This is a genomic window from Deltaproteobacteria bacterium, from assembly GCA_016930875.1.
In the GTDB taxonomy this organism is placed as follows: Bacteria; Desulfobacterota; Desulfobacteria; order Desulfobacterales.
Window position 1 is genome coordinate 49,244 of sequence record JAFGFW010000026.1, and the last position, 21,658, is coordinate 70,901.

Here is a 21,658-nt window from a genome sequence, read left to right on the forward strand (position 1 = left end):
TGGCTCCTCAACATCCTGCAAGCTACTCAGAAATAATTTCAGGATCCCCAAAAAATTGACATCTGGCCACCAGTTAGATATTATTAATGGTTAGATTTGTATCACTGCACAAAAAAACCTTGGATTGGCGGGATTGTTGTAGAAAATGAAACCGCGTACAGACCGGCTTTTCGATAGAATCAGGACATCCAAGAACCTCCCCACGCTTCCCCATATTCTGCTAAGGCTTGTTGAAGCCTGCAATAGCCAGGGATGTACAATTAAGGATATTTCCCGGATAATTGATAAAGATCCTTCGTTGTGCGCCAAGGTCATGAGAATGGTCAACTCTTCTCATTATGGTCTAGCGAGTAGAGTGACCAACATAGAACAGGCCTTGCTCTTGCTGGGCACGGATGCCATCAAGAATGTGGCCATAAGCGCCGCCGTCTTCCAGGTTTTTGGCAAAGCTAAGGGCAACGGCGCCTTCAAGCTGAAGCAGTTCTGGCACCACTCTCTGCTGTGTGCCATCATAGCCGAGTTGATCGCCAAAAAGACCTCGCACGGCTCCCCTGAAGAGGCGTTCTTGGCCGGACTCCTTCACGACATAGGAAAGTTGGTTTTGTTCGTCAACTTCCCCGCTGAGTATACTAACATATTGAAATCATGTAATAATAAGGCCGACTTACCCCAGGTCGAGGAAACGCATCTTGGGGCCACGCACGCAGAGGTAGGGGCATGGATGATCGAGAAGTGGCACCTGCAATCGTTTATGGCCGATGCGGTTCTTTACCATCATGAACCAGTGGCCAGAATCCTTGACGCTCTGCCGCTGGTCAAGATTGTCTTCGTGGCCAATGCCCTGAGCAGAGATCCTGTTGATCAGGACGACCTCACATTCAAGATCGCCCAGGAGGTTTTTGGATTTTCCCGCTCCGATGTTGAAGATCTTTTGGCGCAGGGCAAAGATCAGGTTGAGCAAATAGCGCAGTCATTGGGCATGGAAATTGAGTCGCCTGAAGTTCCCCAATCCCCTCTTTCTGACAATGCTCATCAAAAGGAACTTGGCTTGGTTCGCAGTGTAAGGGACGCTTCCCTGCTTCAAGGCACCCTTCGGAACCTTTTGGAAGCCGGCGAGCAAAAATCGATCCTCGAAATTGTCAGCCAGGGCATCCAGGTTCTATTTGATGTGAACCGCATCCTATTTCTGCTCCACGACCACAAGAGAGATGCTCTGGTTGCCAAAGAGGGACTGGAATCAACGCAAGAAAATCTTGTCAAGGAATTGGTTATTTCTCTTCAAACAAAGAACTGTCTTCCGGTTCAATCCCTTAAACAGAGAATTCCTCTGGACTCCTTTGGCCATCTCAAAAAAGTGGATCTTGCGATTATTGACAATCAGATCATTCGATTGGTTCAAAGAGAAGGAATCCTGTGCCTCCCCATGATCGCCAATAAACAGGCTGTAGGAGTAATACTGCTGGGCATCGGGCAGGCCAGGGGGGCCAGTTTGTGCAAACAGATAAACCTTTTGACCATGCTTGCCAACCAAGCAGCCCTGGCCCTTCATGCCGATAACATGAGACAGGCTCAATCAAGACTGGTTCAGTCCGAGCGTTTGGCAGCAGCTTCGGCCATTGCCAGGAAAGTGGCTCACGAGGTGAACAACCCCTTGGGAATCATTAAGAACTACATCAAGATTCTCGGACTGAAATTGTCTGGTGAAGATCCTGCTCAGGAGGAACTAAAGATCATCAGCGAGGAGCTCGATCGTGTGGCTCTCATCGTTGATAGACTATCTGATTTTTCCGAACCCGAAGCCAGGCAGACCGAACCTGTAAACGTAAATGCACTTCTGTCCGACCTTGTCAAAATCACACGCGAACCCTTCATGTTGGACGCCAAGATAAATGTCCATCTCGAGCTGGAGCCTTCCTTGCCGACCATTCATTCGGAAAAAAACGCCCTAAAGCAGGTCTTCATTAACCTTGTGAAGAATGCCGTGGAAGCGATGCCCCGGGGAGGGAACCTTTACATCGTTACGGAGTGCGCCCCAAAGACATTGGGGGAACAATCACAGGAAGGCCTGCAAGACGCTTTTGACTCTGTGGATATAAGTATCCGGGACGAAGGACACGGGATTCCCGACACTATAAGGTCGCGGCTCTTCGAACCCTTCGTTACCTCAAAAAAGGGCGAACACGCCGGGCTCGGTTTGTCCGTTGCGTACAATATTATTAAAGAATTGAATGGCGCCATTACTTGCGAAAGCAGCGATAAGACCGGAACAACCTTTAGGATTATTCTGCCGATCAGAAAAGAACATAGGATAACCGGTGGAGGTAAGGATGGCCTACACACCTGAGATTCTGATAGTCGACGACGAACCTCGTATGTGCGACAGCCTGAAGATCCTCTTAGGCAATGAGGGTTATAAGACCAAAACAGCGTACAGCGGCCAACAAGCCCTGCAATGCCTTGTCAAGCAACATATTGACCTTGTCCTTCTGGACATAGTTATGCCTGACATGAATGGCCTCGAGGTCATGGACCTTATCAACAAACAAAAGCTGGATACGCTCGTAATCGTCATCACTGGTCATGCCTCTGTGGACTCGGCAGTTGGATCTTTGAGAAAAGGGGCCTACGACTATCTCAGAAAGCCATTTGAGTTTGACCAATTACTCAAAAGGGTAAAAAATGCCCTGGACCAGAAAAGACTCAAGAAGGAATATGAGATTATTAACGGAAAGCTAGAGTTATCAGAAAAGCGATATCAATGTCTCGTCAATAATTCGCCGGACATCATTTACACCTTGGGACTGGACGGCTCCTTCACCTATGTCAATCCTGCATGGGAAAGGGTCTTGGGACACAAGACCGATGAAGTACTAGGCAAGCGTTTTGCGGACTTTGCCGGAAAAGAGGCTCCTGGCCATTGTCTCCGGCTCTTCAGGCGGGTGGAAGACGAGTATGAGACTATCAGAGACGCATCCTGCGAGCTGATACACAAAGACGGATCTTCCCGTCTCTTTGGCATGAGCGCCGCCCCCAATCTGGATTCACATGGAAACGTCACCGGGACAGTGGGAGCCTTGAAAGACGTCACCGAGCAACGGAAATTGGAAACCCAGCTTGCGCAAACACAGAAGATCCAAGCAGTCGGAACCCTTGCCGGAGGTATTGCTCATGACTTCAACAACCTACTCATGGGTATTCAGGGGCGAACTTCTTTGATGCTTCTAAACATCAGTTCTGACCACCCACACTTCGAACATCTTAAGGGCATTGAGAGTATAGTCGAAAGCGGCGCCAGTCTTACCAAGCAACTGTTGGGTTTTGCAAGGGGCGGGAAATATGAAGCCAAACCAACCAATCTGAACGAGTTGATCGACAATAGCGCCCAGATGTTTGGCAGGACCAAGAAAGAGATAGTGATTCATACGAGCTACCAGAAAGATATCTGGACATCAGAAGTGGACCGGGGCCAGATAGAGCAGGTAATGGTAAACCTTTTCGTCAATTCATGGCACGCAATGCCTGGAGGGGGGAGGTTATACATTCAAACCAAGAATGTTCCGCTCCAGGGGGAGGATGTCAGACCCTTTGGCGCCAAGCCGGGCAATTATGTGAAGATATCTGTTAGAGACACAGGCACAGGCATGGATGAGGCCACTAGAAGCAGGGTGTTTGAGCCGTTCTTTACCACAAAGGAAATGGGCAGAGGCACGGGCCTTGGACTTGCTTCAGCCTATGGTATCATCAAGAATCATGCCGGTATCATTGCTGTTGACAGCAAAAAGGGGGAAGGAACGACCTTTGACATTTATCTCCCCGTCTCGGAAAAGGAGATCCCGGAACAACCTGACCTTCCCGTTTCCCTCATGCGAGGAACCGAGTCTGTGCTTCTTGTGGATGACGAAGACATCATCATTGACATTGGCCAGGAAATCCTGGAAGAAATGGGTTATGAGGTGTTTCTGGCAAGATCCGGCAAAGAAGCGGTAGAGGTCTATGAAAAAAACAAGGGGAAAATCGATATGGTCATTCTCGATATGATCATGCCGGACATGGGGGGCGGTGAGGCCTACGACAAAATGAAAGAGATCCAACCTCAAGTCAAAGTCCTTCTATCAAGCGGCTATAGCGTGGAAGGTGAGGCAAGTGAGATACTGGCTCGGGGTTGTGACGGGTTTATTCAAAAACCTTTTTCCGCAACACAGCTCTCCCATACCATACGACAGGTCCTAAGCGGTTGACCAATGCTTGAACTAGTCTGCCAGCTCTGACGTATCCTCCAGCCCAGCGTCCTTCTCCTGATAATCGACCAGATGCCTGTGCATTTTCACGTGCGGCGTGTAGCGTTTGGCCACCTCCATGGTGTTTCCCACATTGAGCTGATCAAAGAGAAAGCCAAACTTCTCTTCAAGGCTGGTTCGAATGGCGCTTCGCACATCTTCTGGCAACCCCCAGAGTTCTGCCTTAAAAGGTCCTAAGCCCTTCTTGCGTGTCTTATAGATGAACTGTTCTTCTGTCTGGCCCTCTTTACGTTCTTTTGCATGAGCAGTCTTGATGTGATCATAGATGCGTTGGCGAAGTTCGGCCGGAAACGCTTCATGGTCGTATACGATATTCTGAAACCCGGTAGCCAGGTGCACCTCTGTCGCCTCGTTTTGCACAAACTGGTTAAATGCCTCGTCAGGCAGCGTCGATGCCCCGTGCTGGACGGCCCCGCCCATCCCGTAGGCATCGCGGGCCACCTTTGACAATTCCTTGATCACATTGAAATCGATCTTGACCTGGGCCAGGGTCCCGTCAGGCAGGGGCACGCCGCCATGGCTCGTGCCGGTCTGGATACTGATCTTTGAAAGCCCAACCATTCCTTTGGGCAGACTCCGTTTGTAGCCGTCCATGTAGGCCCGCAATTCGGTCTCGTCGCTGTTCTTTTCGCCTATCTCGCCGATCTCCCCACCTACTGAGACGGTAACCCCTTCAGGCTCTCTCTCACGAATCAAGGTTGTCAGCTTTGCGCAAACCTCATAGTTATTTCGCTGTTGCTCATCTACCGTCGAATAACTCAAATCTACCAAGGTGGATGTATCTATATCAATATTGTAGAATCCAGCCCTAATGGCTTCTGCCGCCAGGTCGGCCACAGCATTGAACTCGGCATCCGGATCGGCTTTAAACTTCTTTGCATTCATCTGAAAGTGGTCCCCCTGAACAAAGAGAGGCCCTCGATAACCTTCCTTGATGGCCGCTGCCATAACCACACTTAGATATTCGGCCGGTCGCTGGTCAGTGTAGCCAATCTCAGAGCGGGCGATCTCAAAAATCAGCGCCCCGACGTTGCGTTGAAGGGCGGCCCTGAAGACGGCACAGGCGCTGTCATAGGCCATGGCGCGCAGGTTGATGGCCGGCACCGTGAAATCGCAGGGGACCTCACCACGCCCCCGGGCCATATAAAGCTCATTGATAGATGCCGGATAGATGCCCAAGGCCTGCCCCAGCTCCCACATGAGCCACCTGGCAACGGCCTGTTGTCCGGGTTCTCCAAAGGCCGCCTTGTTGGCCAGGATGTCTATGGGGACGCCACGGAGTTTCTTTTCATCTTGAACCGACATATTCCCGTCAGCATCTAAGGTCACCGAGCCTTCCAGTTCAGCCAGCAAAGTCTGCAATACTTGAGCGCTCATTGGTTTCCTCCTTCTGTGTTTGTTTACTCGATTACTTCTAATATCAACTTATGAACAGATAGGCAAGCCTGCGGTGGCAGAATTACAAGGTGACGTCAAAGTCGATCGAGTTTCGAATTTTCCAACATTCAGCGAAAAAATCCACAACTTCATGGGGTTGCTTGTTCATATGACAGAGCCCTGGGACATAATCAGGAGTATCAGCCCCTGATTTGTACTTTAAGGAAAAGATCCCCCTTGGCCCCTTCCGGCATCTGTCGCCCCATCCCTCTCAAGCGGAGCCTGCTTCCTTCTGAAACGCCTGGCGGCACGGTCAACAAAAAAGTCTTCTTCTTGAAACCCTGGGCGATGTTCACCAATTTGCGCGCTCCAAAAAGGGCTTCGCGCTCGCTCACAGAGATAACCGCGTGCAAATTTGGGTCATTTCCAACACCGGCAGGACGGATCACCTGGAGACGAGGGGTTGACCGTTTTTTTGTAAGATCCCGAAACCTCTTGCCCGCTCCGAATTCCGGCAGGATCTCAAAAAGCTTCAAAAAAATGACGCCAAAAACAAAGCCCCCAATATGGGCCCACCAGGCAATGCCCCCTGCCTGGGCTGAGGCGCCAGTGGCGCTCAAGAACTGAATCAAGAGCCAGATGCCGAGAAAAAGAAACGCGGGGAGTTCCACAAAATGGAAAAAGATAAAAATCGGCACAAGAGTCAGCACCTTGGCTCTCGGATAGAGTATGAAGTATGCGCCCATAACACCCGCGATGGCGCCGCTGGCTCCAATAGTAGGTATCTCGGAATGCCAGTTGAGAGCCAGATGTGAGGTCCCCGAAGCCAATCCGCACAGCAGATAAAAGGCGAGGTATCGAAAGTGCCCGAGCCTGTCTTCCACGTTGTCCCCGAAGATATAAAGGAACCACATGTTGCCCAGCAAGTGAAGAAAACCGCCGTGCAAAAACAAAAACGTGAGAAAAGCCACAACCTGCTGCCCGGTGGTGAAGTATGCTGAGATCTCGGAGACAGAATATCGGGCCGGGACAAGACCGTAAACGTAGATAAACTCATTGAGTCTTTGCCCTTGGGACAGCTCTGTGAAAAAAACCAGGACATTGATCGCAATAATGAGACTGTTGACGACTGGATAGGTCTCTGACCGGATGGTGTCTCGAATAGGGATCATGGACTATTTCATATTCTACATTGCAATACCCTGCCACTGGAGAGGCTCGTCTTCGTAATCCCTCGTCAGAGACCAGGGCTCCAGTATGTCCTCTGAAATGCCTTCGATAAATCGCGAGGGGCTTGACAGGACCATCCCTGTGCCTCGATCATATATTTTCACCGGATAGGAAAAGAAGAGATTCTCTTTCGCCCGCGAGGCAGCCACATACATAAGCCTAAGCTCTTCCTCCATATCTTCGTCACTGCGTACAATGTAAGCAGCCGGAAATCGGCCCTCCAGGGTCCAGATGATAAAGACCGTGTGCCATTCCAGCCCCTTTGCTGAATGAATCGTGGAAAGAACAAGTTGCTCATCATTATAATCGGCGGCAAGAACGTCGTCTATGCTGGCATTGGGAGGCTCCAGGGCCATATCAGAAAGGAATTTCTCAATGCCCTTGTAACGTTCCATTATCGTTAAGAGGTGCTCAAGGTCCTTGGCACGCTTGGGATGATCGTCAAACTTCCTTTCTAAAATGGCTTGATAATACTGCACAAGCCTTGCGCCAATATCAGCCACGGAAAGGCGATCTGCCTGGAGGTCTTCAAGCGCGTCTTTAAACCTTTCAAAGGCCTGGGCATAACGAGGTTTCGGTTTGATGGCGGCCAAGCCGCCAACACCCTTGCCTGAGCTCGCCACGCCGTGAAATATTTCGTCTGCCGCCTTGGGTCCGACGTTTTCCAACAAAAGGAGCGCCCGATGCCAGCTAACAGAATCCAGGGGATTGGCCAGAATCCGCATGTGAGCCAGAAGGTCTTTGATGTGGGCCGTTTCCATGAACTTAAACCCGCCCACCTTTACAAATGGGATGTTTCTCCCATTCAGCTCAATCTCCAGGTCAAAGGCATGATAACCGGACCTAAACAGCACGGCAATCTCACCAAGGGGAATACCTTCTTCTCGCAGTTCAAGGATCTTCTGGGCTACAAACTGTGACTGCATATGCTCATCTTCCGCCATCACCAGGGCAGGAGGAACGCCCCCTTTTTTCCGCGTAAAGAGCACCTTGGTGTATTTTCTTTGCGCCCGATCAATAATGACATTGGTTACGTCAAGTATGGGCTGTGTGCTGCGATAGTTTTCTTCCAACTTAATCGTCTTTGTGCCTGGAAATATTTCGGGGAAATCCATGATATTTCCGATATTAGCCCCTCGGAAGGCATAAATAGACTGGGACTCGTCCCCCACTACCATCACGTTATTGTGCGTAGCAGCAAGGAGTCTGACAATATCGGCCTGAATCCTGTTGGTATCCTGGTATTCATCCACCATGATGTAACGATACGTGTGCGAGAGTGTCTCCCTCACAGCCTGGTTTCCTTCAAGCAAGACCTTCATGTAAAGCAAGAGATCATCGTAATCCATCATGCAATGCTCTTTCTTGTACGTTTCATAGGCCTTATGAAGGCGCAGCAGGTCCGGCGCATCCTTTACAAAATGGGGGTGATCTTCAAGGATAACCTCCTCAATGGCAACTCCCTTGTTCACAGCCTTGCTATAGATGTTGACTATGGTCCTCTTCTGCGGAAAGCGCCGCCCCTTGAGATTCAAGTTCAGCCTGGCGCGGAGAAGACTAATCACGTCTTCTGAGTCGGCACGATCCAGAATGTTGAACCCTGACCCAAAACCGATCTCTTTGGCATGTCTTCTCAAAGTTAAGTTGGCAAAAGAATGAAAGGTGCCGCCTGCCACCTTTTCACAGCGCTCATCCAGCACGACGGCGGCTCTTCGAAGCATCTCCTGTGATGCCTTCCGCGTAAAGGTCAGCAGCAAAACGGAACCGGGCGGCACACCTTCCTCCACGAGTCGGGCAACCCGATATGTGAGGGTCCTGGTCTTGCCGCTCCCTGCCCCGGCAACTACAAGAAGGGGCCCCTGCAAAGTGGTTACAGCCTCATATTGAGCAGGATTCAGGACCTCCTTGTATGGGATGGAAAAGGCCTGCTCTTGCAGCTGGCAGGGCTCTTCTTTGATAAGGTATTGTTTCATTGGCGGAACGAAACGACTGCTATATGAAATTGTCGATATTCTTGACAAAACTCTCGAAGTCATTCTCCAGCAAAAAGCGAGAAATCATCTCACTCACCTTGTCTGCTGTGTCAACGCGATAGCGCCCTTTTTCGTCACGCCCGGCGACCTTCTTGGCATTTTGCACAATGGCCTGCAGCGAAGCAGTGGTCATTTCCACGTTTGCACGAACCACCATTGTGTCCTTAGACTCAGACATACGCTCTCTCCTTGTGTTCTATTAGATGCCTGGTAGCGGGATGGTATGCTTGAAAAGACTAAAACAGAGATCCATAGACATGGCATCTCTTGGGGGCAAGTCTATGAACTCAATGCCAACACCCTTTTCAGATACATGGGCAACCCGAGCCTTCACCTGAATGGCCTTCTTTTCCCGGGGAAGCTTCATTTTCAGATAGATTTCATCCCCGCTCTTAAACTGTGATGGGTCCTCCGTCTGAATAAAGACCCCGTAAAGACCGAAGTTTCTGACCTCCTTTAACCCCTGTCTCCCCCTTACCATCACAGACAGACGGAAATCTATCCGCGGGCTTCCTCTCTTCTCCTTTGACGGGTTCTCTTTCACTGTCATGCAAAAATCTTCCGGGATGTTTCTAGGACGGACACCATATTCTCATCCGAAGTTTCCCCCAAACGAATATTATATGTTTGTTGAAATGTCAACGAACTGCCATCTGAAACAGCTCTTCCCTCAGGGTCTGTACTCAGGTCAGGATGGGGACTTAAGGTTTTTTCTGAAAGGCGATATCTCTGTTACCTGGCACGGATTCTCGCACAGCTTGAACTTTTTTGTCGATCTTCTCTTATTTTTTCTTGAATCCTGCACGGTATGTCCTGTAGTCTTTAATGATGGCAAGACCTGGAATTACAAAACTCTTATCCTCAAAGGAGGCTTAAGCCACATGAGCAATTCCCTTGACAAGTTTGCCGATCGCTTGCAAGAAGAGATCAATCAAGAAGTCATGGAAACTTACGGAGAGCAGGTGTACGAGCGATGGCGCAATCCACGGTTTGGAGGTCCCATGGAAAATCCCACAGGGCGCGGTCGTGTGACCGGAAGCTGCGGTGATACCATGGAGATCTTTCTCCGACTCGAGAACGGTATTGTCTCTGACGCATCCTATACGACGGACGGATGTGGTTGCAGCGCCGTATGCGCTTTAGTGGCCTGTGAACTGGCCATCAAAAAAGAGCCCGAGATGTTAACAGAAATTACTGGCGAGGCAATCCTTGGAGTCCTTGGAGGTCTCCCTGAAGATGACGTTCACTGCGCCTTTTTGGCTGCTGAAACCCTGGAAGCTGCCCTGGACGCATGTATGCGCCAGGGCAGTTAAGGGCCAAGTCAAAAATAACTTGGCTTCTTGGAATTTCAACGGCTTGGAATAAATAACCTGTAATCAACACGATTATGCAGAATTTTCAACGCTGGAAAGATTATCAAAGGAAGTTGCAGCGAAAAGCCCTTGGCAAAAGGCTTTTCAGGCAAGGCTTCTGGTTCTTCCCGTGCTTGCTGTTGTTAGGGCTGGCAACGCAATTCTCCAAGGTTGATCTGTCAACCGGTTCTTTAGAAAAGTCGGCTGACACCTCAAACGTGTTGATGAAAAAAGACCTCAGGGGGCTGATAGAAGATCCCGAGGTTCTGTGCAACGGCCCCGGTGGCAAGATCCATCTCAGTTACTCCGGCAATTCCTTTTCCACGAAAACAACCCTGGACAGCAGTCTTCAAGCCTATATGTCGAAAAAAATCCACGGCTCCAAATCCCCTCTGATTGGATTTATCGCTATGGAGCCCGCATCCGGAAGGATACTTTCCCTGGTCGATTCCAAGAAAATGAAAGGGGTAAAGAGTGTCTGCCTCAGCAGTCAATTCCCGGCCGCAAGTATCTTTAAGATCGTTAGCGCTGCCGCTGCCATTGATCGCTGCAACATGTCAGCCGACACAAAATTGAAGTACAACGGACGCAAGCATACCCTTTACAAGAATCAATTGACCGATCGAACGAATCGTTACACGAACAGTGTATCCCTGAAAGTCTCCTTTGCCGAATCGATCAATCCTGCATTCGGCAAACTGGGCATTTTCTGTCTGAAAAAAGACCTCCTTCAAAAATATGCTGTTCGATTTGGATTTAATCAACCGATTAATTTTGAACTCCCTCTTCAGCCGAGTCGGACTTCAGTCGATGACGATCCCTATCATTGGGCGGAACTGGCTTGCGGCTTTAATCGAGAAACCATGATATCTCCCGTTCATGGGGCAATGATGGCCGCCGCGATTCTCAATGATGGAAAGCTCGTGGAACCAACGATCATTGAAGTCATAACCGACAATGAGAATAACCCTGTCTATTCCGGCAATACCCGCGTCATCAGACAGGTCCTGACCCCAAAATCGAGTCGGGAGATGAAAGAATTGATGGCGGCAACGATTTCTCGTGGCACAAGCAGGCGCGCTTTCAGGGGATTTCGGCGCGATCGGATCTTGAAAAAGCTTCTTATCGGCGGAAAAACAGGTTCGATCAAAAACAAGAGCGATGAGTTGCTCTATGATTGGTTCGTGGGTTTCTGTGCGGAAAAAGCCGGCACGAGAAAGCTAGCCCTTGCAGTATTAGTTGTACACGACAAACTCCTCAGGGCAAGGGCTCAAGAATATGCCCGTCTTGCCATGAGACACTATTTCAAGAAACCTTCACCACGCGGCATCTCCTAACCGATAAATCATGAGGTGATCATGTCCCGGAAAGCCCTGATTGTCGTCGATATGGTAAACGATTTTGTGGATGAAAATGGCGCCTTGTATTGCGGCCAATCGGCTCGCGATATCATCCCTTTTGTCAAGAACCGTATATCGTGCTACCGCAAAGCCGGGGACCTTGTCGTCTATCTGCAGGATTCCCATGCAGAAGATGACAAGGAGTTCGATAGATTTCCAAAGCATTGCATAACTGGCACATGGGGGCACAGGATCGTGCCGGAACTTGTCCCGGCCGAAGGAGATACCGTCATACAAAAAAGACGTTACAGCGGCTTCTTTGAAACTGAACTGAGCGATTTGTTAGAAAAGCACGGAATTCGAGATGTGGAGGTTATAGGAGTCTGCACGAATATCTGCGTTATGGACACCGTCGGGGGGCTTGCCAATCGAGATTACAATGTCACAGTGCCGAGAGCAGGTGCGGCCGACTTTGACCCTGAGTTTCACGAATTTGCCCTCAAGCGTATGGACAAGATCTACGGAGCTACAATCCTATGACAGGCCTTCCTCACAGAGTCGAGCTTCTGATCGATCTTTACGAACTCACTATGGCTGCCAGCTACCTTGAAAACGGCATGACCGATCATGCCACATTTTCGCTATTTATAAGAAAATATCCACCTAACAGGGGCTATTTTGTAGCAGCAGGCCTTGAGGACTTCCTTGAATACGTGGCTAACTTCCATTTTTCAAAAAGCGATCTAGCTTATCTGGATAGTACCCGCACGTTTTCACAGGAGTTTCTCGACTATCTCAAGGAGATGCGTTTTACGGGTAGCATCCGGGCCATGGGCGAGGGAGAGATCTTTTTTCAGGACGAACCGATCCTTGAAGTGACAGCTCCGGTCATAGAAGCTCAAATTCTGGAAACATTCGTAATCAACACCATAAGCCTCCAGACCATGATTGCCACTAAGGCATCCCGATGTGTCCACGCGGCGGCCGGTCGCGGGCTTGTCGATTTCTCCCTTCGAAGGACTCACGGAATCGATGCCGGCTTAAAGGTTGCCCGCAGCAGCTATATTGTCGGATTTGGCGCCACCAGCAATGTGCTTGCCGGAAAGCTCTACGGTATCACCACCGCAGGAACCATGGCCCATTCCTACATCAGTTCCTTTGGAGATGAGATTGAAGCTTTCAGGGCTTTTGCCCGGTCCTTTCCGAAAAAAACCATTCTCCTCATCGACACCTATGACACCGTGGCCGGCGCCAAAAAGGCGTCTATCGTGGGGCAGGAAATGGCCAAAAAAGGGGGCAAGCTGTTGGGGGTTCGTCTGGACAGCGGCGACATGACCCTGCTGAGCCGGCAAGTACGCAAAATCCTGGATGAATCAGGCCTTCAAGACACGGATATCTTTGCCAGTAGCAGTTTTGATGAGTACAAGATCGCCAAAACCATTAAAGACGGGGCCAGAATTGACGCCTTTGGGGTAGGAACCAAGATGGGGGTTTCTGCCGATTCCCCCTATTTTGACATAGTATACAAGCTCGTCCAATACGCAGACCGCCCCATTATTAAGCGCAGCACCGGCAAGGTGAATCTGGCCGGCAAAAAGCAGGTCTTTAGAAGATCGGAAAAGGACGGGCTTTTTTTTGAAGATGTCATCGGGCTGCAAGACGAGACCTTAGAAGACGGACTACCCTTGTTGGAAACGGTGATGGAAAACGGAAAGTGCATGCGCCCACACCCCCCGCTTCAGGTAATTCGGGATAGATTCAAAAAGAATTTTTCCTCACTTCATGAAAGGCACAAATTGCTGCAGAACAGCACACCTTACCCCGTTAGAATAAGCAGCCAGCTACAAAAATTGCAAGAAAGCTTGTAACCGTTCCACGGCAACGTCAAAGCGGGGTCAGGAAAGATATGCATTTTCAGGCTGTAATCTTTGATCTAGATGGGACGCTGCTTGACACCCTGGCAGACATTGCTGACTCGGTGAACAGTACCTTGGCAAGATTCGGGCTTCCCACCCATGGGGTGGGCACGTATCGCCAATTCATCGGTGACGGCATCACCATGCTTGTCTCACGTGCACTGCCTGCTGAAAAACGCAATGATGATATTGTAACGGATTGTGTAAAGGTATTTCGAGAAAACTATAGCCGCAACTGGAAGGTAAACACCAGGCCATATCACGATGTGGAGGAACTCCTGGACTCGCTCTCCGCCAAGCACGTGAAGATGGCCGTGCTATCGAATAAACCTGACGATTTCACCAAGCGTTGTATCGATGAGCTCTTGCCGAACCACGGCTTTGAAATGATTTTAGGCCAGCGTGATGGCATTCCGAGGAAGCCTGACCCCGCTGGCGCTCTCGAAATAGCTGAGGGCCTCGGTATCAAACCATCTCGATTTCTGTATCTGGGAGATTCGGCTGTCGACATGGAGACAGCCGTCCGTGCAGGCATGTTCCCGGTAGGGGCGCTGTGGGGTTTTAGACCGCTGGAGGAGTTATGGGAACATGGTGCGCAGGCAGTGATCCATGGGCCGATGGAGCTCTTGGGGCTCTTGAAAAAATTGAGGAATTACGAATTCAGCATGGCATTTTTAGAACAGGCGTAATCTCCTATCTACCGAGAATCTAAAACCCCAAAATCTTTATCTGGAAGTCTATACTTCAAAGACAGCCCTAACTGCGAAGTGATCAGAGGGGTGAATATCACCTACGGTTTCAAGAAGAACGTCGCACTCCTTGAGGCAAAGGTGTCCCCGATACAAGATCCAGTCAATATGGCCGGCAGCCGGCTCTCCTGTGAAGCGATGGAAGGTGCTGGGATACGGCATCGTAAAGGTCTCATTGAAATTTAAGCCCATTTCGCCATCAACCTCTTTGCCCGTGAGCCAGCGATAACAAGGGCTTTCAGGCGTGGCGTTGAAATCGCCCATCAAAATAGCGGCCGTGTCGTTCCCATAGGAACGAAGCTGTTCCTTGATAACACGGGCAGCGCCCATCTGGGCAGGCGTGTCAAAATCAAAATGAGTGTTGATACAAATGAGGGGGCGGCTGTCTATGTGAAACATCCCCAATGTGCCCTGTCGCGGGAAGCGACTTCCAAAAGAGCGGCTTGGGACATGGGGTGTTTCGCTCAGAAAGAAATGAGCCATCTCATTGCACACAATCGGTTTGCGATAAAAGAGAATATTGTCCTGCCAGAATTCAGGCGCAGGAATACGCTTTCCTATGTATTGGTAATCGCGCAGGCTCTGGGCCAAAAAATCAACCTGGAAATCATTGGCTTCTTGCGTGGCAATGAAATCAGGGTGTTGGCTTTGAAAGAGCTTGACGACGCTTTGTTTGCGAAACTCCCACGAATTAGGCCCGTCGTCGGCAAGGCCAAAACGGAGGTTTAGGGACAGGACGGTAAGTTGTTTCATGTGGCCTCACGGGATCTATGCTGCGTAAAGCAAAGGGAGATATCTGCCAATATCCGCGGGCGCCGATCTGAAATTGTCAAAGGTCATGTCGCTAAACGAAAGGGCTTCTTCCCGGCGGATGATCTCAAAGATCTCAAGATAGTTCAGTAAGATCCTTTCTTCCCACTTCAGGTCGAGACGGTTTGTGATGTCGAGAATGTCGGATTTCTGTCCCTCGATCTCCAGAAATACACCATAGGGCGTGGTGTCAATAAGCAGCTTTGTGTCTGCGAGAATAAAGGTTTCGCGCCACTTCTCATAGGTCTGCTCGGGATGAAAGCCGATACCTTCCAAAACAGCACGGCAGGTGTCAAAATCGTCTACCTCTATCTCGAGTTCACGGTATATTTTGAAATCCCTGTCAGGATGGTCTGGTGGTGATTTGAAGGTCAACCTGGCCTTGTCATCTTTTCTGAGTCTCAAGAGTATGTCCTGGTTCTTGAAACTCTTTGCCGCATCTTCAAAGCAAATGTTAGTTTCAAAAAACCGCCCGGAAAAAGCGGCGCCCATGGAAAGCACGCGCTCACGTACGGAATTCACGTCGTGGAGATAGAACTTAACTTCGATCTCGACAGGATCATTCATGCAAAGTCCTTAATAACCAGGGGGGTGAAGGCTTTTTCTGGAAGGCGATATCCTTGTCATTGACGCAAGTTTGCGCGATCGCCTTTCCCGTACTTCTTGAGAAGTTGCCATTCGTACATGTAATCTATTGGAAACAGGTCAAAATGTCAAGAACAGCCGTGAATCGCCTGCACGAACAAGCCGATCAAGGCTCGCCTTTGGGGCTACATTTATTTTCTTTAATGCTTTCATCGAATTAGCGTTTCTTTTCATAATGTACCACATATCGCGCACTTTTTTTTGTTGACATACAACATGGTGTATGAAAAAGAGGAGACCTTGCTATAATTCACACTCATCCACAGATGTTCACATGTTCTCCTGGATGTGATTTCCGCTTTCCGCAAGAATTGAAGGTTCTTAAACTACCGTAAACATAAATTCCGTTAACACAATGTTTAAAGATCCTATTGGGGAGGTTCAATGATTCAACAAGGAAAAATCCTGGTCACAGAAGATGGGCCTTTCGATCTGACCAACTACAGGTGGGACGACCATCGCTTTTCGGATATCCTGGTCAGAGACCTCCCGATTGATACAGACCAGGCCATGGATATCAGCCGATTTCTGCGTGAAGAAATCGCAAAAATGGAACTCCGCGCCATCACCATACCGGTTATCACAACGATAATCGAGGCAAAGTTGCTGGAATACGGGTTTGCCAAGCCTTCGCCGATTCGGCTGGACAAATCCATCTTTGTAAAGAACGGACTGATTCTTTCTGAAAACGCCAAAAGGGTTCTGGAAAGGAGATACCTTAAAAAGGACAGCAAGAACAGGGTTGGTGAATCCCCTGAAAAGATGTTCAGAAGGGTGGCCCATCATATCGCAAAGGCGGAAAAAAAGTATGGGGACGCCTCCAATGTGAAAGAAATGGAAGAGGTCTTTTACGAAATGATGACAGAGTTAAAATTCTTGCCAAATTCTCCCACCCTGATGAATGCGGGGCGTAGACTGGGACAATTGGCAGCCTGCTTTGTCCTGCCCGTTGACGACAGCATGGAGGGGATCTTCGATTCCTTAAAAAATGCCGCGCTCATACATAAATCCGGGGGCGGAACAGGATTCTCCTTCTCCCGGTTAAGGCCGAAAGAGAGCCGCGTGGGGACAACCGGCGGCGTGGCTTCCGGGCCTGTTTCGTTTATGAGGATTTTCAACACTGCTACCGAACAGGTCAAGCAGGGTGGCACTCGCCGAGGGGCCAACATGGCCATCCTGAGAGTCGATCACCCCGATATCATGGAATTCATCTATTGCAAAAAGAACAATAATGACCTGAACAACTTCAATATCTCCGTTGGCGTCACGGATGCCTTCATGGAAGCCGCAAAAAACGATCACCCCTATGAACTGATTGACCCCAGAAAAAGGAAAAAAGTTGGAGAGCTGAATGCCGCTGAAGTGTATCAGGCTATGGTGAAACAGGCCTGGGAAAACGGGGATCCCGGCATCGTATTTCTGGACAGGCTTAACAGGGATAATCCGACCCCTGCCCTGGGCGAAATAGAGAGCACTAATCCCTGTGGAGAGCAGCCTTTGCTTCCCATGGAAGCCTGCAACCTTGGTTCCATCAATCTGGCCAAGTTCGTTATTGGGAACGATGTAGGAGATCCGCCAAAGCGGAAAGATCCGATCATCGACTACGAAGCCCTAAAGCAGATCGTCTGGCAAGTTGTCCGCTTCTTGGACAACACTATCGACATGTCCAAGTATCCTCTTCCGGAAATCGCCGAGATGGTAACAGGCAATCGCAAGATTGGCCTTGGGGTTATGGGTTTTGCCGATATGTTGTATCAGTTGAGGATTCCGTATAACTCTGAGAGGGCACTTGAGATAGCTGAGGAGGTGATGTGTTTTATCCAGAATGAGTCACATGAAGCCTCCAGAAGCCTGGCTGAAGAACGTGGGGCCTTTCTCAATTTCGACCAGAGCATCTTTAAGAAAGCGAGTCTAACCTATCGAAATGCCACTACAACTACCATTGCCCCAACAGGCACGCTGAGCATCATCGCCGGGTGCTCAAGCGGTATTGAGCCGTTGTTTGCCCTGAGTTTTGTCAGAAACGTCATGGATAATGATGAGCTTCTGGAGGTTAACCCGTACTTTGAAAAGGTGGCCAGAGAAAGGGGGTTCTACAGTCGAAAATTGATGGATACCATTGCCCGCAAAGGCAGTGTCAAAGACATTAAGAAAATACCGGAAGATGTAAGAGAGATATTTGTTACAGCCCACGATGTGTCGCCGGAATGGCACATCCGCATGCAAGGCGCCTTTCAGAAATACACCGATAACGCGGTTTCAAAGACGGTCAACCTGCCTCGCAAGGCCCCCGTTGAAGACGTCTTGAAGGTTTATGACCTGGCCTATGAGTTGGGCTGCAAGGGGGTTACGATTTACAGGGACGGAAGCAAGGAAAAACAGGTCCTTTCTTTTGCTGAGAAGGACAAGCAAGACGATGGCTTTATGTCGGCTGTAAAAGAGCGGCCCGAGACGTTGGGAGGGTTTACGACCAAGATGGTCACGGGCATGGGCAGGCTTTACGTTACGGTGACAGAGTATGAAGGGCAGCCCTTTGAAGTGTTTGCCACAATCGGCAAGTCGGGCAGATCCACGACCGCAAAGACAGAGGCCATCGGCCGCCTTGTTTCCCTTGCCTTCAGGTCGGGAGTGAAGGTGGAAAAGGTAGTGGAACAGCTAAAAGGTATCGGCGGCGAGCACCCCGTATTTCAAAAGGGCGGCCTCGTGCTCTCCATTCCTGATGCTATTGCCCGGGTCCTTGAAAAAGGGTATATGAAAAATGGCGACCGCAGGAGGCGTGGCAAGCACGAGAATAGCCTGTTGGGAGAAATCTGTCCGGAATGCGGTCAGACTATCAGCTTTGAAGAAAGTTGCATGCTCTGTCACTTCTGCGGTTTTACGAAATGCTGTTAGCGTCAATTCAATGATTGCTCACATGTGAAAGCCCCCTGCCTCGAAGGTAACCTCAAAGCGTAGGGGCTCTTCGTCCCGCAAGACATCCACGATCCCTTTGTCGCCAGGTTTCTTGAGGCCGATCAGATAGGTCAAATCAAATTCCGTTTCGATGATCTCCCCGTCAAAAGCCGTTATGACATCTTCTTTTTGCAGTCCCGCTTTTCCTGCTGTCGAATTCTTGCTTATTGCAAATATTTTCACTCCGTCTTCAGTATGTCGAATCATGACCCCCAGATACACCCTCTCGTCCTCAAGATCCTGATAGCTTACCATCCAGACGAAGTCTCCGGGCGGCAACGGAACTTCAGGCAAGGTAATGTCCATCAGTTTATGCTTTTTTTCAGGGACAACACCAACGGATACGGGAAGAACAATGGCGTAGGACAACGGCAGGCGCCGGAAAGCCCGGCGGGGAATGCCAAAGCCATGCTCAACGTGCTGTCTTCCTGCAAACACAACCACTCGCTTGTCACGCCCTTCTGAGCTGTGAAGATACTGGACAATGCTCTCGGCCATGGACTCGTCCCATAAGACCTGGACCTTATAAAACTCCTCAAAACTCTGCTTGCGCCCTGGATGCTTGCCAAAAACGGCCTTGATGTGAGACCGATGGTAGGAATCTTCAACGTCCATTTCAGGAAGTGATTCTTCGTTCTCTTTTGCCTGTTGAGCGGAATCGGTATTCTTTATGCTTTCAACCCAGTCATCAGAGGCCCGAAGGGCCAACAGAGGAATCTTTTGGTCCCGCACATATTGCAAGATGGCTCTGTAGTATCGGAAATCATTGCTCCAGTCTTCCACCCATGTCCTCATAAACTCTTTTTCCTCCAGTTCCCCGGATGTCCACTGATCAGCAACGTTCTGCGAAGATCTCTGCAGCATTTCCATGCCCACAGCTAATCTTCCTGGATAGCGTTTTTCAAGCGCTTCCAGGATTTCCAACTGTACCTTGTGACAATTGATGTTATCGTGGGCTTCGCCGACATAAATTAGTCTTGCCCCACTCAATATCTCTATCAACTGGTCTTTAGTTACGCTAACCCCTGTGGGAAGATGAACGATATCGCCCTCCTTAAGAGAAGAAAATGCCCTGTAGGGTGATTGCCAGCCAGCCTTACGGTGTCCACTGAACATACTACAGCCTGCCTGTGTGAACACCAGCACAAGGCAACCGGTGAATATCCATATAGATTTCATACAAACACCTACCTTTCGGTTTCATAGTCTTCAACGTAAATCAAAACCATGCTATTGTCAATTTATGCCCTCAGGCCTAAACCGAACATACATGCATGGTGAGAGCTATGGCTCCTTGGGCGCGGACGACAAAACCGGATAGCCGGGTCGTCGAGGCAAAAACGATCTTGGACAAATTGAAAAAGCCGAATCTTTTAGATATACGAACTCAATCTTTGACAAACCTATTTGGTTGACAAGTGTCAATGTTAGCAAGCTATACTATTCAAAGGAAAGGAAACAAAATGGCTGTCAAAGTAGTCATCAGACGAATTATTCCAGAACACAGGGCTGAAGATTTAAAACCACTTCTCAGAGAGCTTCGAACCATGGCTATGCTCCAGCCCGGTTATATTTCTGGAGAAACATTACGACGACTCGATAAGCCTGACGAGTTTCTTGTCATCAGTACTTGGGAGTCGGCAGAGGACTGGAACAGATGGGCAAAAAGTCAGGAAAGAAACGAAGTGCAGGGCAAAATAGACACAGTGCTTGGTGGAAAAACGGAATTTGGAATCTTTCATCATGAATTTTCCGAATGAACATCGAACTTCCAACGTCCAACTTCCAACGATTTTTTTCTTGATTTGGTGGCAAAAAGTGATACCATCCAACATGTATGAACAGGCATCATCGAAAAACTCTGAATACCGTGTTCTCTGACCCAGTTTCCGGTAATATTGAATGGCGGAAAATCGAAGCCTTGTTCAAGACCGTGGGCTGCGAAATCATTGAGAGCAGTGGTTCCCGTATCACTATTTTGCATAAAGGTAGCAAAGCCACCTTCCACAGACCGCATCCAGGTAAACAGGCCCTGTGCGGTACCGGGTGATTGCTGCTCGTGATTTTCTCAAAATGATAGGAGTGACGCCATGAAAAACGCCATGACTTACAAAGGCTATGTCGCCCGTGTTGAGTTTGACCCAGAAGACCGTATTTTCTTTGGTCGCCTTGCAGGCATTCGCGACATTATCAGCTTTCACGGCGAGACAGTGAATGAGCTGGAAACAGCTTTCAAGGAAGCTGTTGACCATTATCTTGACACTTGCGCCGAACTGGGAGAAAAACCGAACAAGCCATACTCCGGCAAGTTGACCCTGCGCATTCCGCCCAGTATTCATGCCGCAATTGCCACTGCAGCTGAGACCAGCGGCAAAAGCCTCAACAAATGGGTTGCTGACACCCTGGATCAAGTTATTCATGCTCAGTAACTCCGTAGAGCGTCCTGTGAGTGTGGACGTTATCAGTTATCAGTAACCAGTGTTTTTTCCGTTCGAGGGAGTAAGGAGGGCCTAAATATATTCGCCTCAGTAGTTCGGTTCATCCTCACGTGTGTGGGGAACACATCGCGAGCCTGTTTATTGGTTGCATCGGCAGCGGTTCATCCCCATGTGTGCAGCAAACAAGTCTCTGGACCGGACGTATCATTCATCCAAGAAGTTTCTGGCACTGCTTGCTAACCAAGACGTGGCCTTGATCTGCCCCCTTGTCGGAGATCCCGTTATCTTAACGGGGAAGGGGGCTGGGTGCTTCGCAAACTCATGAGTGACTACGAAAAAAATGCCTGGAATACCTAAAATTGGGGTTGCACGTTCTGTTCTTAACTTTCGGCATTTCAAACAGTTAGGCACTTCCACGCTATACCGAACCGAGTATGGCAGAGCCAATGACTCTTTCAGCCGTCCGCCTGCGGGCCGTAGCCTTCGGGCTCTCCGCCATAGGCTTCGGCCCGCAGGCG

Annotated in this window: 18 protein-coding genes and 1 pseudogene; 11 read left to right on the top strand and 8 right to left on the bottom strand. The window is 49.5% G+C overall.

What is annotated here, in order from left to right; translation table 11 throughout:
* Window positions 1-145: 145 nt before the first annotated feature.
* Both JW883_02865 and JW883_02870 read left to right on the top strand, forming a co-directional pair.
* Complete coding sequence (locus JW883_02865; protein ID MBN1841208.1) at window positions 146-2,344, top strand: HDOD domain-containing protein; 2,199 nt, start codon at window positions 146-148, stop codon at window positions 2,342-2,344.
* Window positions 2,328-4,238 (top strand): response regulator, encoded by a 1,911-nt coding sequence (locus JW883_02870; protein ID MBN1841209.1) that lies wholly within the window; start codon window positions 2,328-2,330, stop codon window positions 4,236-4,238. The genes JW883_02865 and JW883_02870 overlap by 17 nt, the downstream gene beginning before the upstream one ends.
* 12 nt (window positions 4,239-4,250) lie before the next feature.
* Here the strand turns inward: JW883_02870 and JW883_02875 are convergent, their stop codons facing one another.
* From JW883_02875 to JW883_02895, 5 genes are all read right to left on the bottom strand, one after another.
* On the bottom strand, window positions 4,251-5,675 hold the full coding sequence (locus tag JW883_02875; GenBank protein ID MBN1841210.1) for a class II fructose-bisphosphate aldolase: 1,425 nt from the start codon (window positions 5,673-5,675) through the stop codon (window positions 4,251-4,253).
* A gap of 200 nt (window positions 5,676-5,875) precedes the next feature.
* Entirely contained in the window at window positions 5,876-6,847 is a 972-nt protein-coding gene (locus JW883_02880; GenBank protein ID MBN1841211.1) for a rhomboid family intramembrane serine protease, read from the bottom strand.
* Window positions 6,848-6,862: 15 nt separating this feature from the next.
* Window positions 6,863-8,878: an ATP-dependent helicase gene (locus JW883_02885; GenBank protein ID MBN1841212.1), complete on the bottom strand. Its 2,016-nt coding sequence runs from the start codon at window positions 8,876-8,878 to the stop codon at window positions 6,863-6,865.
* A 19-nt stretch (window positions 8,879-8,897) separates the two neighbouring features.
* On the bottom strand, window positions 8,898-9,116 hold the full coding sequence (locus JW883_02890; protein ID MBN1841213.1) for a hypothetical protein: 219 nt from the start codon (window positions 9,114-9,116) through the stop codon (window positions 8,898-8,900).
* 21 nt (window positions 9,117-9,137) lie between these two features.
* Window positions 9,138-9,488 carry a PilZ domain-containing protein gene (locus JW883_02895; protein ID MBN1841214.1) on the bottom strand — a complete coding sequence of 117 codons (351 nt, stop codon included), beginning with the start codon at window positions 9,486-9,488 and terminating at the stop codon, window positions 9,138-9,140.
* Window positions 9,489-9,819: 331 nt separating this feature from the next.
* Between JW883_02895 and JW883_02900 the strand changes: the two genes are divergently transcribed.
* The 5 genes from JW883_02900 (at window position 9,820) to JW883_02920 (ending at window position 14,235) form a co-directional block, all read left to right on the top strand.
* Window positions 9,820-10,251, top strand: a complete 432-nt coding sequence (locus tag JW883_02900) for an iron-sulfur cluster assembly scaffold protein (GenBank protein ID MBN1841215.1) — start codon at window positions 9,820-9,822, stop codon at window positions 10,249-10,251.
* A 74-nt stretch (window positions 10,252-10,325) separates the two neighbouring features.
* A complete protein-coding gene (locus JW883_02905) occupies window positions 10,326-11,627 on the top strand; it encodes a PbpA (protein ID MBN1841216.1) in 1,302 nt (433 codons plus the stop codon).
* A 21-nt stretch (window positions 11,628-11,648) separates the two neighbouring features.
* The gene (locus JW883_02910) at window positions 11,649-12,170 is read left to right on the top strand and encodes a cysteine hydrolase (protein ID MBN1841217.1); all 522 of its coding nucleotides are present in this window, start codon (window positions 11,649-11,651) and stop codon (window positions 12,168-12,170) included.
* Window positions 12,167-13,498: a nicotinate phosphoribosyltransferase gene (locus tag JW883_02915; GenBank protein MBN1841218.1), complete on the top strand. Its 1,332-nt coding sequence runs from the start codon at window positions 12,167-12,169 to the stop codon at window positions 13,496-13,498. The genes JW883_02910 and JW883_02915 overlap by 4 nt, the downstream gene beginning before the upstream one ends.
* A 38-nt stretch (window positions 13,499-13,536) precedes the next feature.
* Complete coding sequence (locus tag JW883_02920) at window positions 13,537-14,235, top strand: HAD family hydrolase (protein ID MBN1841219.1); 699 nt, start codon at window positions 13,537-13,539, stop codon at window positions 14,233-14,235.
* Window positions 14,236-14,283: 48 nt separating this feature from the next.
* On the opposite strand, the gene JW883_02925 is transcribed toward JW883_02920, so the two are convergent.
* On the bottom strand, window positions 14,284-15,048 hold the full coding sequence (locus JW883_02925) for an endonuclease/exonuclease/phosphatase family protein (protein ID MBN1841220.1): 765 nt from the start codon (window positions 15,046-15,048) through the stop codon (window positions 14,284-14,286).
* A gap of 15 nt (window positions 15,049-15,063) precedes the next feature.
* Window positions 15,064-15,672 (bottom strand): class IV adenylate cyclase, encoded by a 609-nt coding sequence (gene cyaB / locus JW883_02930; GenBank protein MBN1841221.1) that lies wholly within the window; start codon window positions 15,670-15,672, stop codon window positions 15,064-15,066.
* A 462-nt stretch (window positions 15,673-16,134) separates the two neighbouring features.
* On the opposite strand from cyaB, the gene JW883_02935 reads away from it, so the two are divergent.
* Window positions 16,135-18,642 (top strand): vitamin B12-dependent ribonucleotide reductase, encoded by a 2,508-nt coding sequence (locus tag JW883_02935; GenBank protein MBN1841222.1) that lies wholly within the window; start codon window positions 16,135-16,137, stop codon window positions 18,640-18,642.
* An 18-nt stretch (window positions 18,643-18,660) separates the two neighbouring features.
* On the opposite strand, the gene JW883_02940 is transcribed toward JW883_02935, so the two are convergent.
* Entirely contained in the window at window positions 18,661-19,881 is a 1,221-nt protein-coding gene (locus JW883_02940) for a ChaN family lipoprotein (GenBank protein ID MBN1841223.1), read from the bottom strand.
* Window positions 19,882-20,165: 284 nt separating this feature from the next.
* Between JW883_02940 and JW883_02945 the strand changes: the two genes are divergently transcribed.
* The 3 genes and pseudogenes from JW883_02945 to JW883_02955 all read left to right on the top strand — a co-directional run bounded on the left by JW883_02945 (window position 20,166) and on the right by JW883_02955 (window position 21,131).
* Window positions 20,166-20,462, top strand: coding sequence for an antibiotic biosynthesis monooxygenase (locus JW883_02945; protein ID MBN1841224.1), 297 nt, complete (start codon window positions 20,166-20,168; stop codon window positions 20,460-20,462).
* Window positions 20,463-20,539: 77 nt separating this feature from the next.
* Window positions 20,540-20,796 (top strand): annotated as a pseudogene (locus JW883_02950) (type II toxin-antitoxin system HicA family toxin).
* Entirely contained in the window at window positions 20,793-21,131 is a 339-nt protein-coding gene (locus JW883_02955; GenBank protein MBN1841225.1) for a type II toxin-antitoxin system HicB family antitoxin, read from the top strand. The pseudogene JW883_02950 and the gene JW883_02955 overlap by 4 nt, the downstream one beginning before the upstream one ends.
* Window positions 21,132-21,658: the final 527 nt, after the last annotated feature.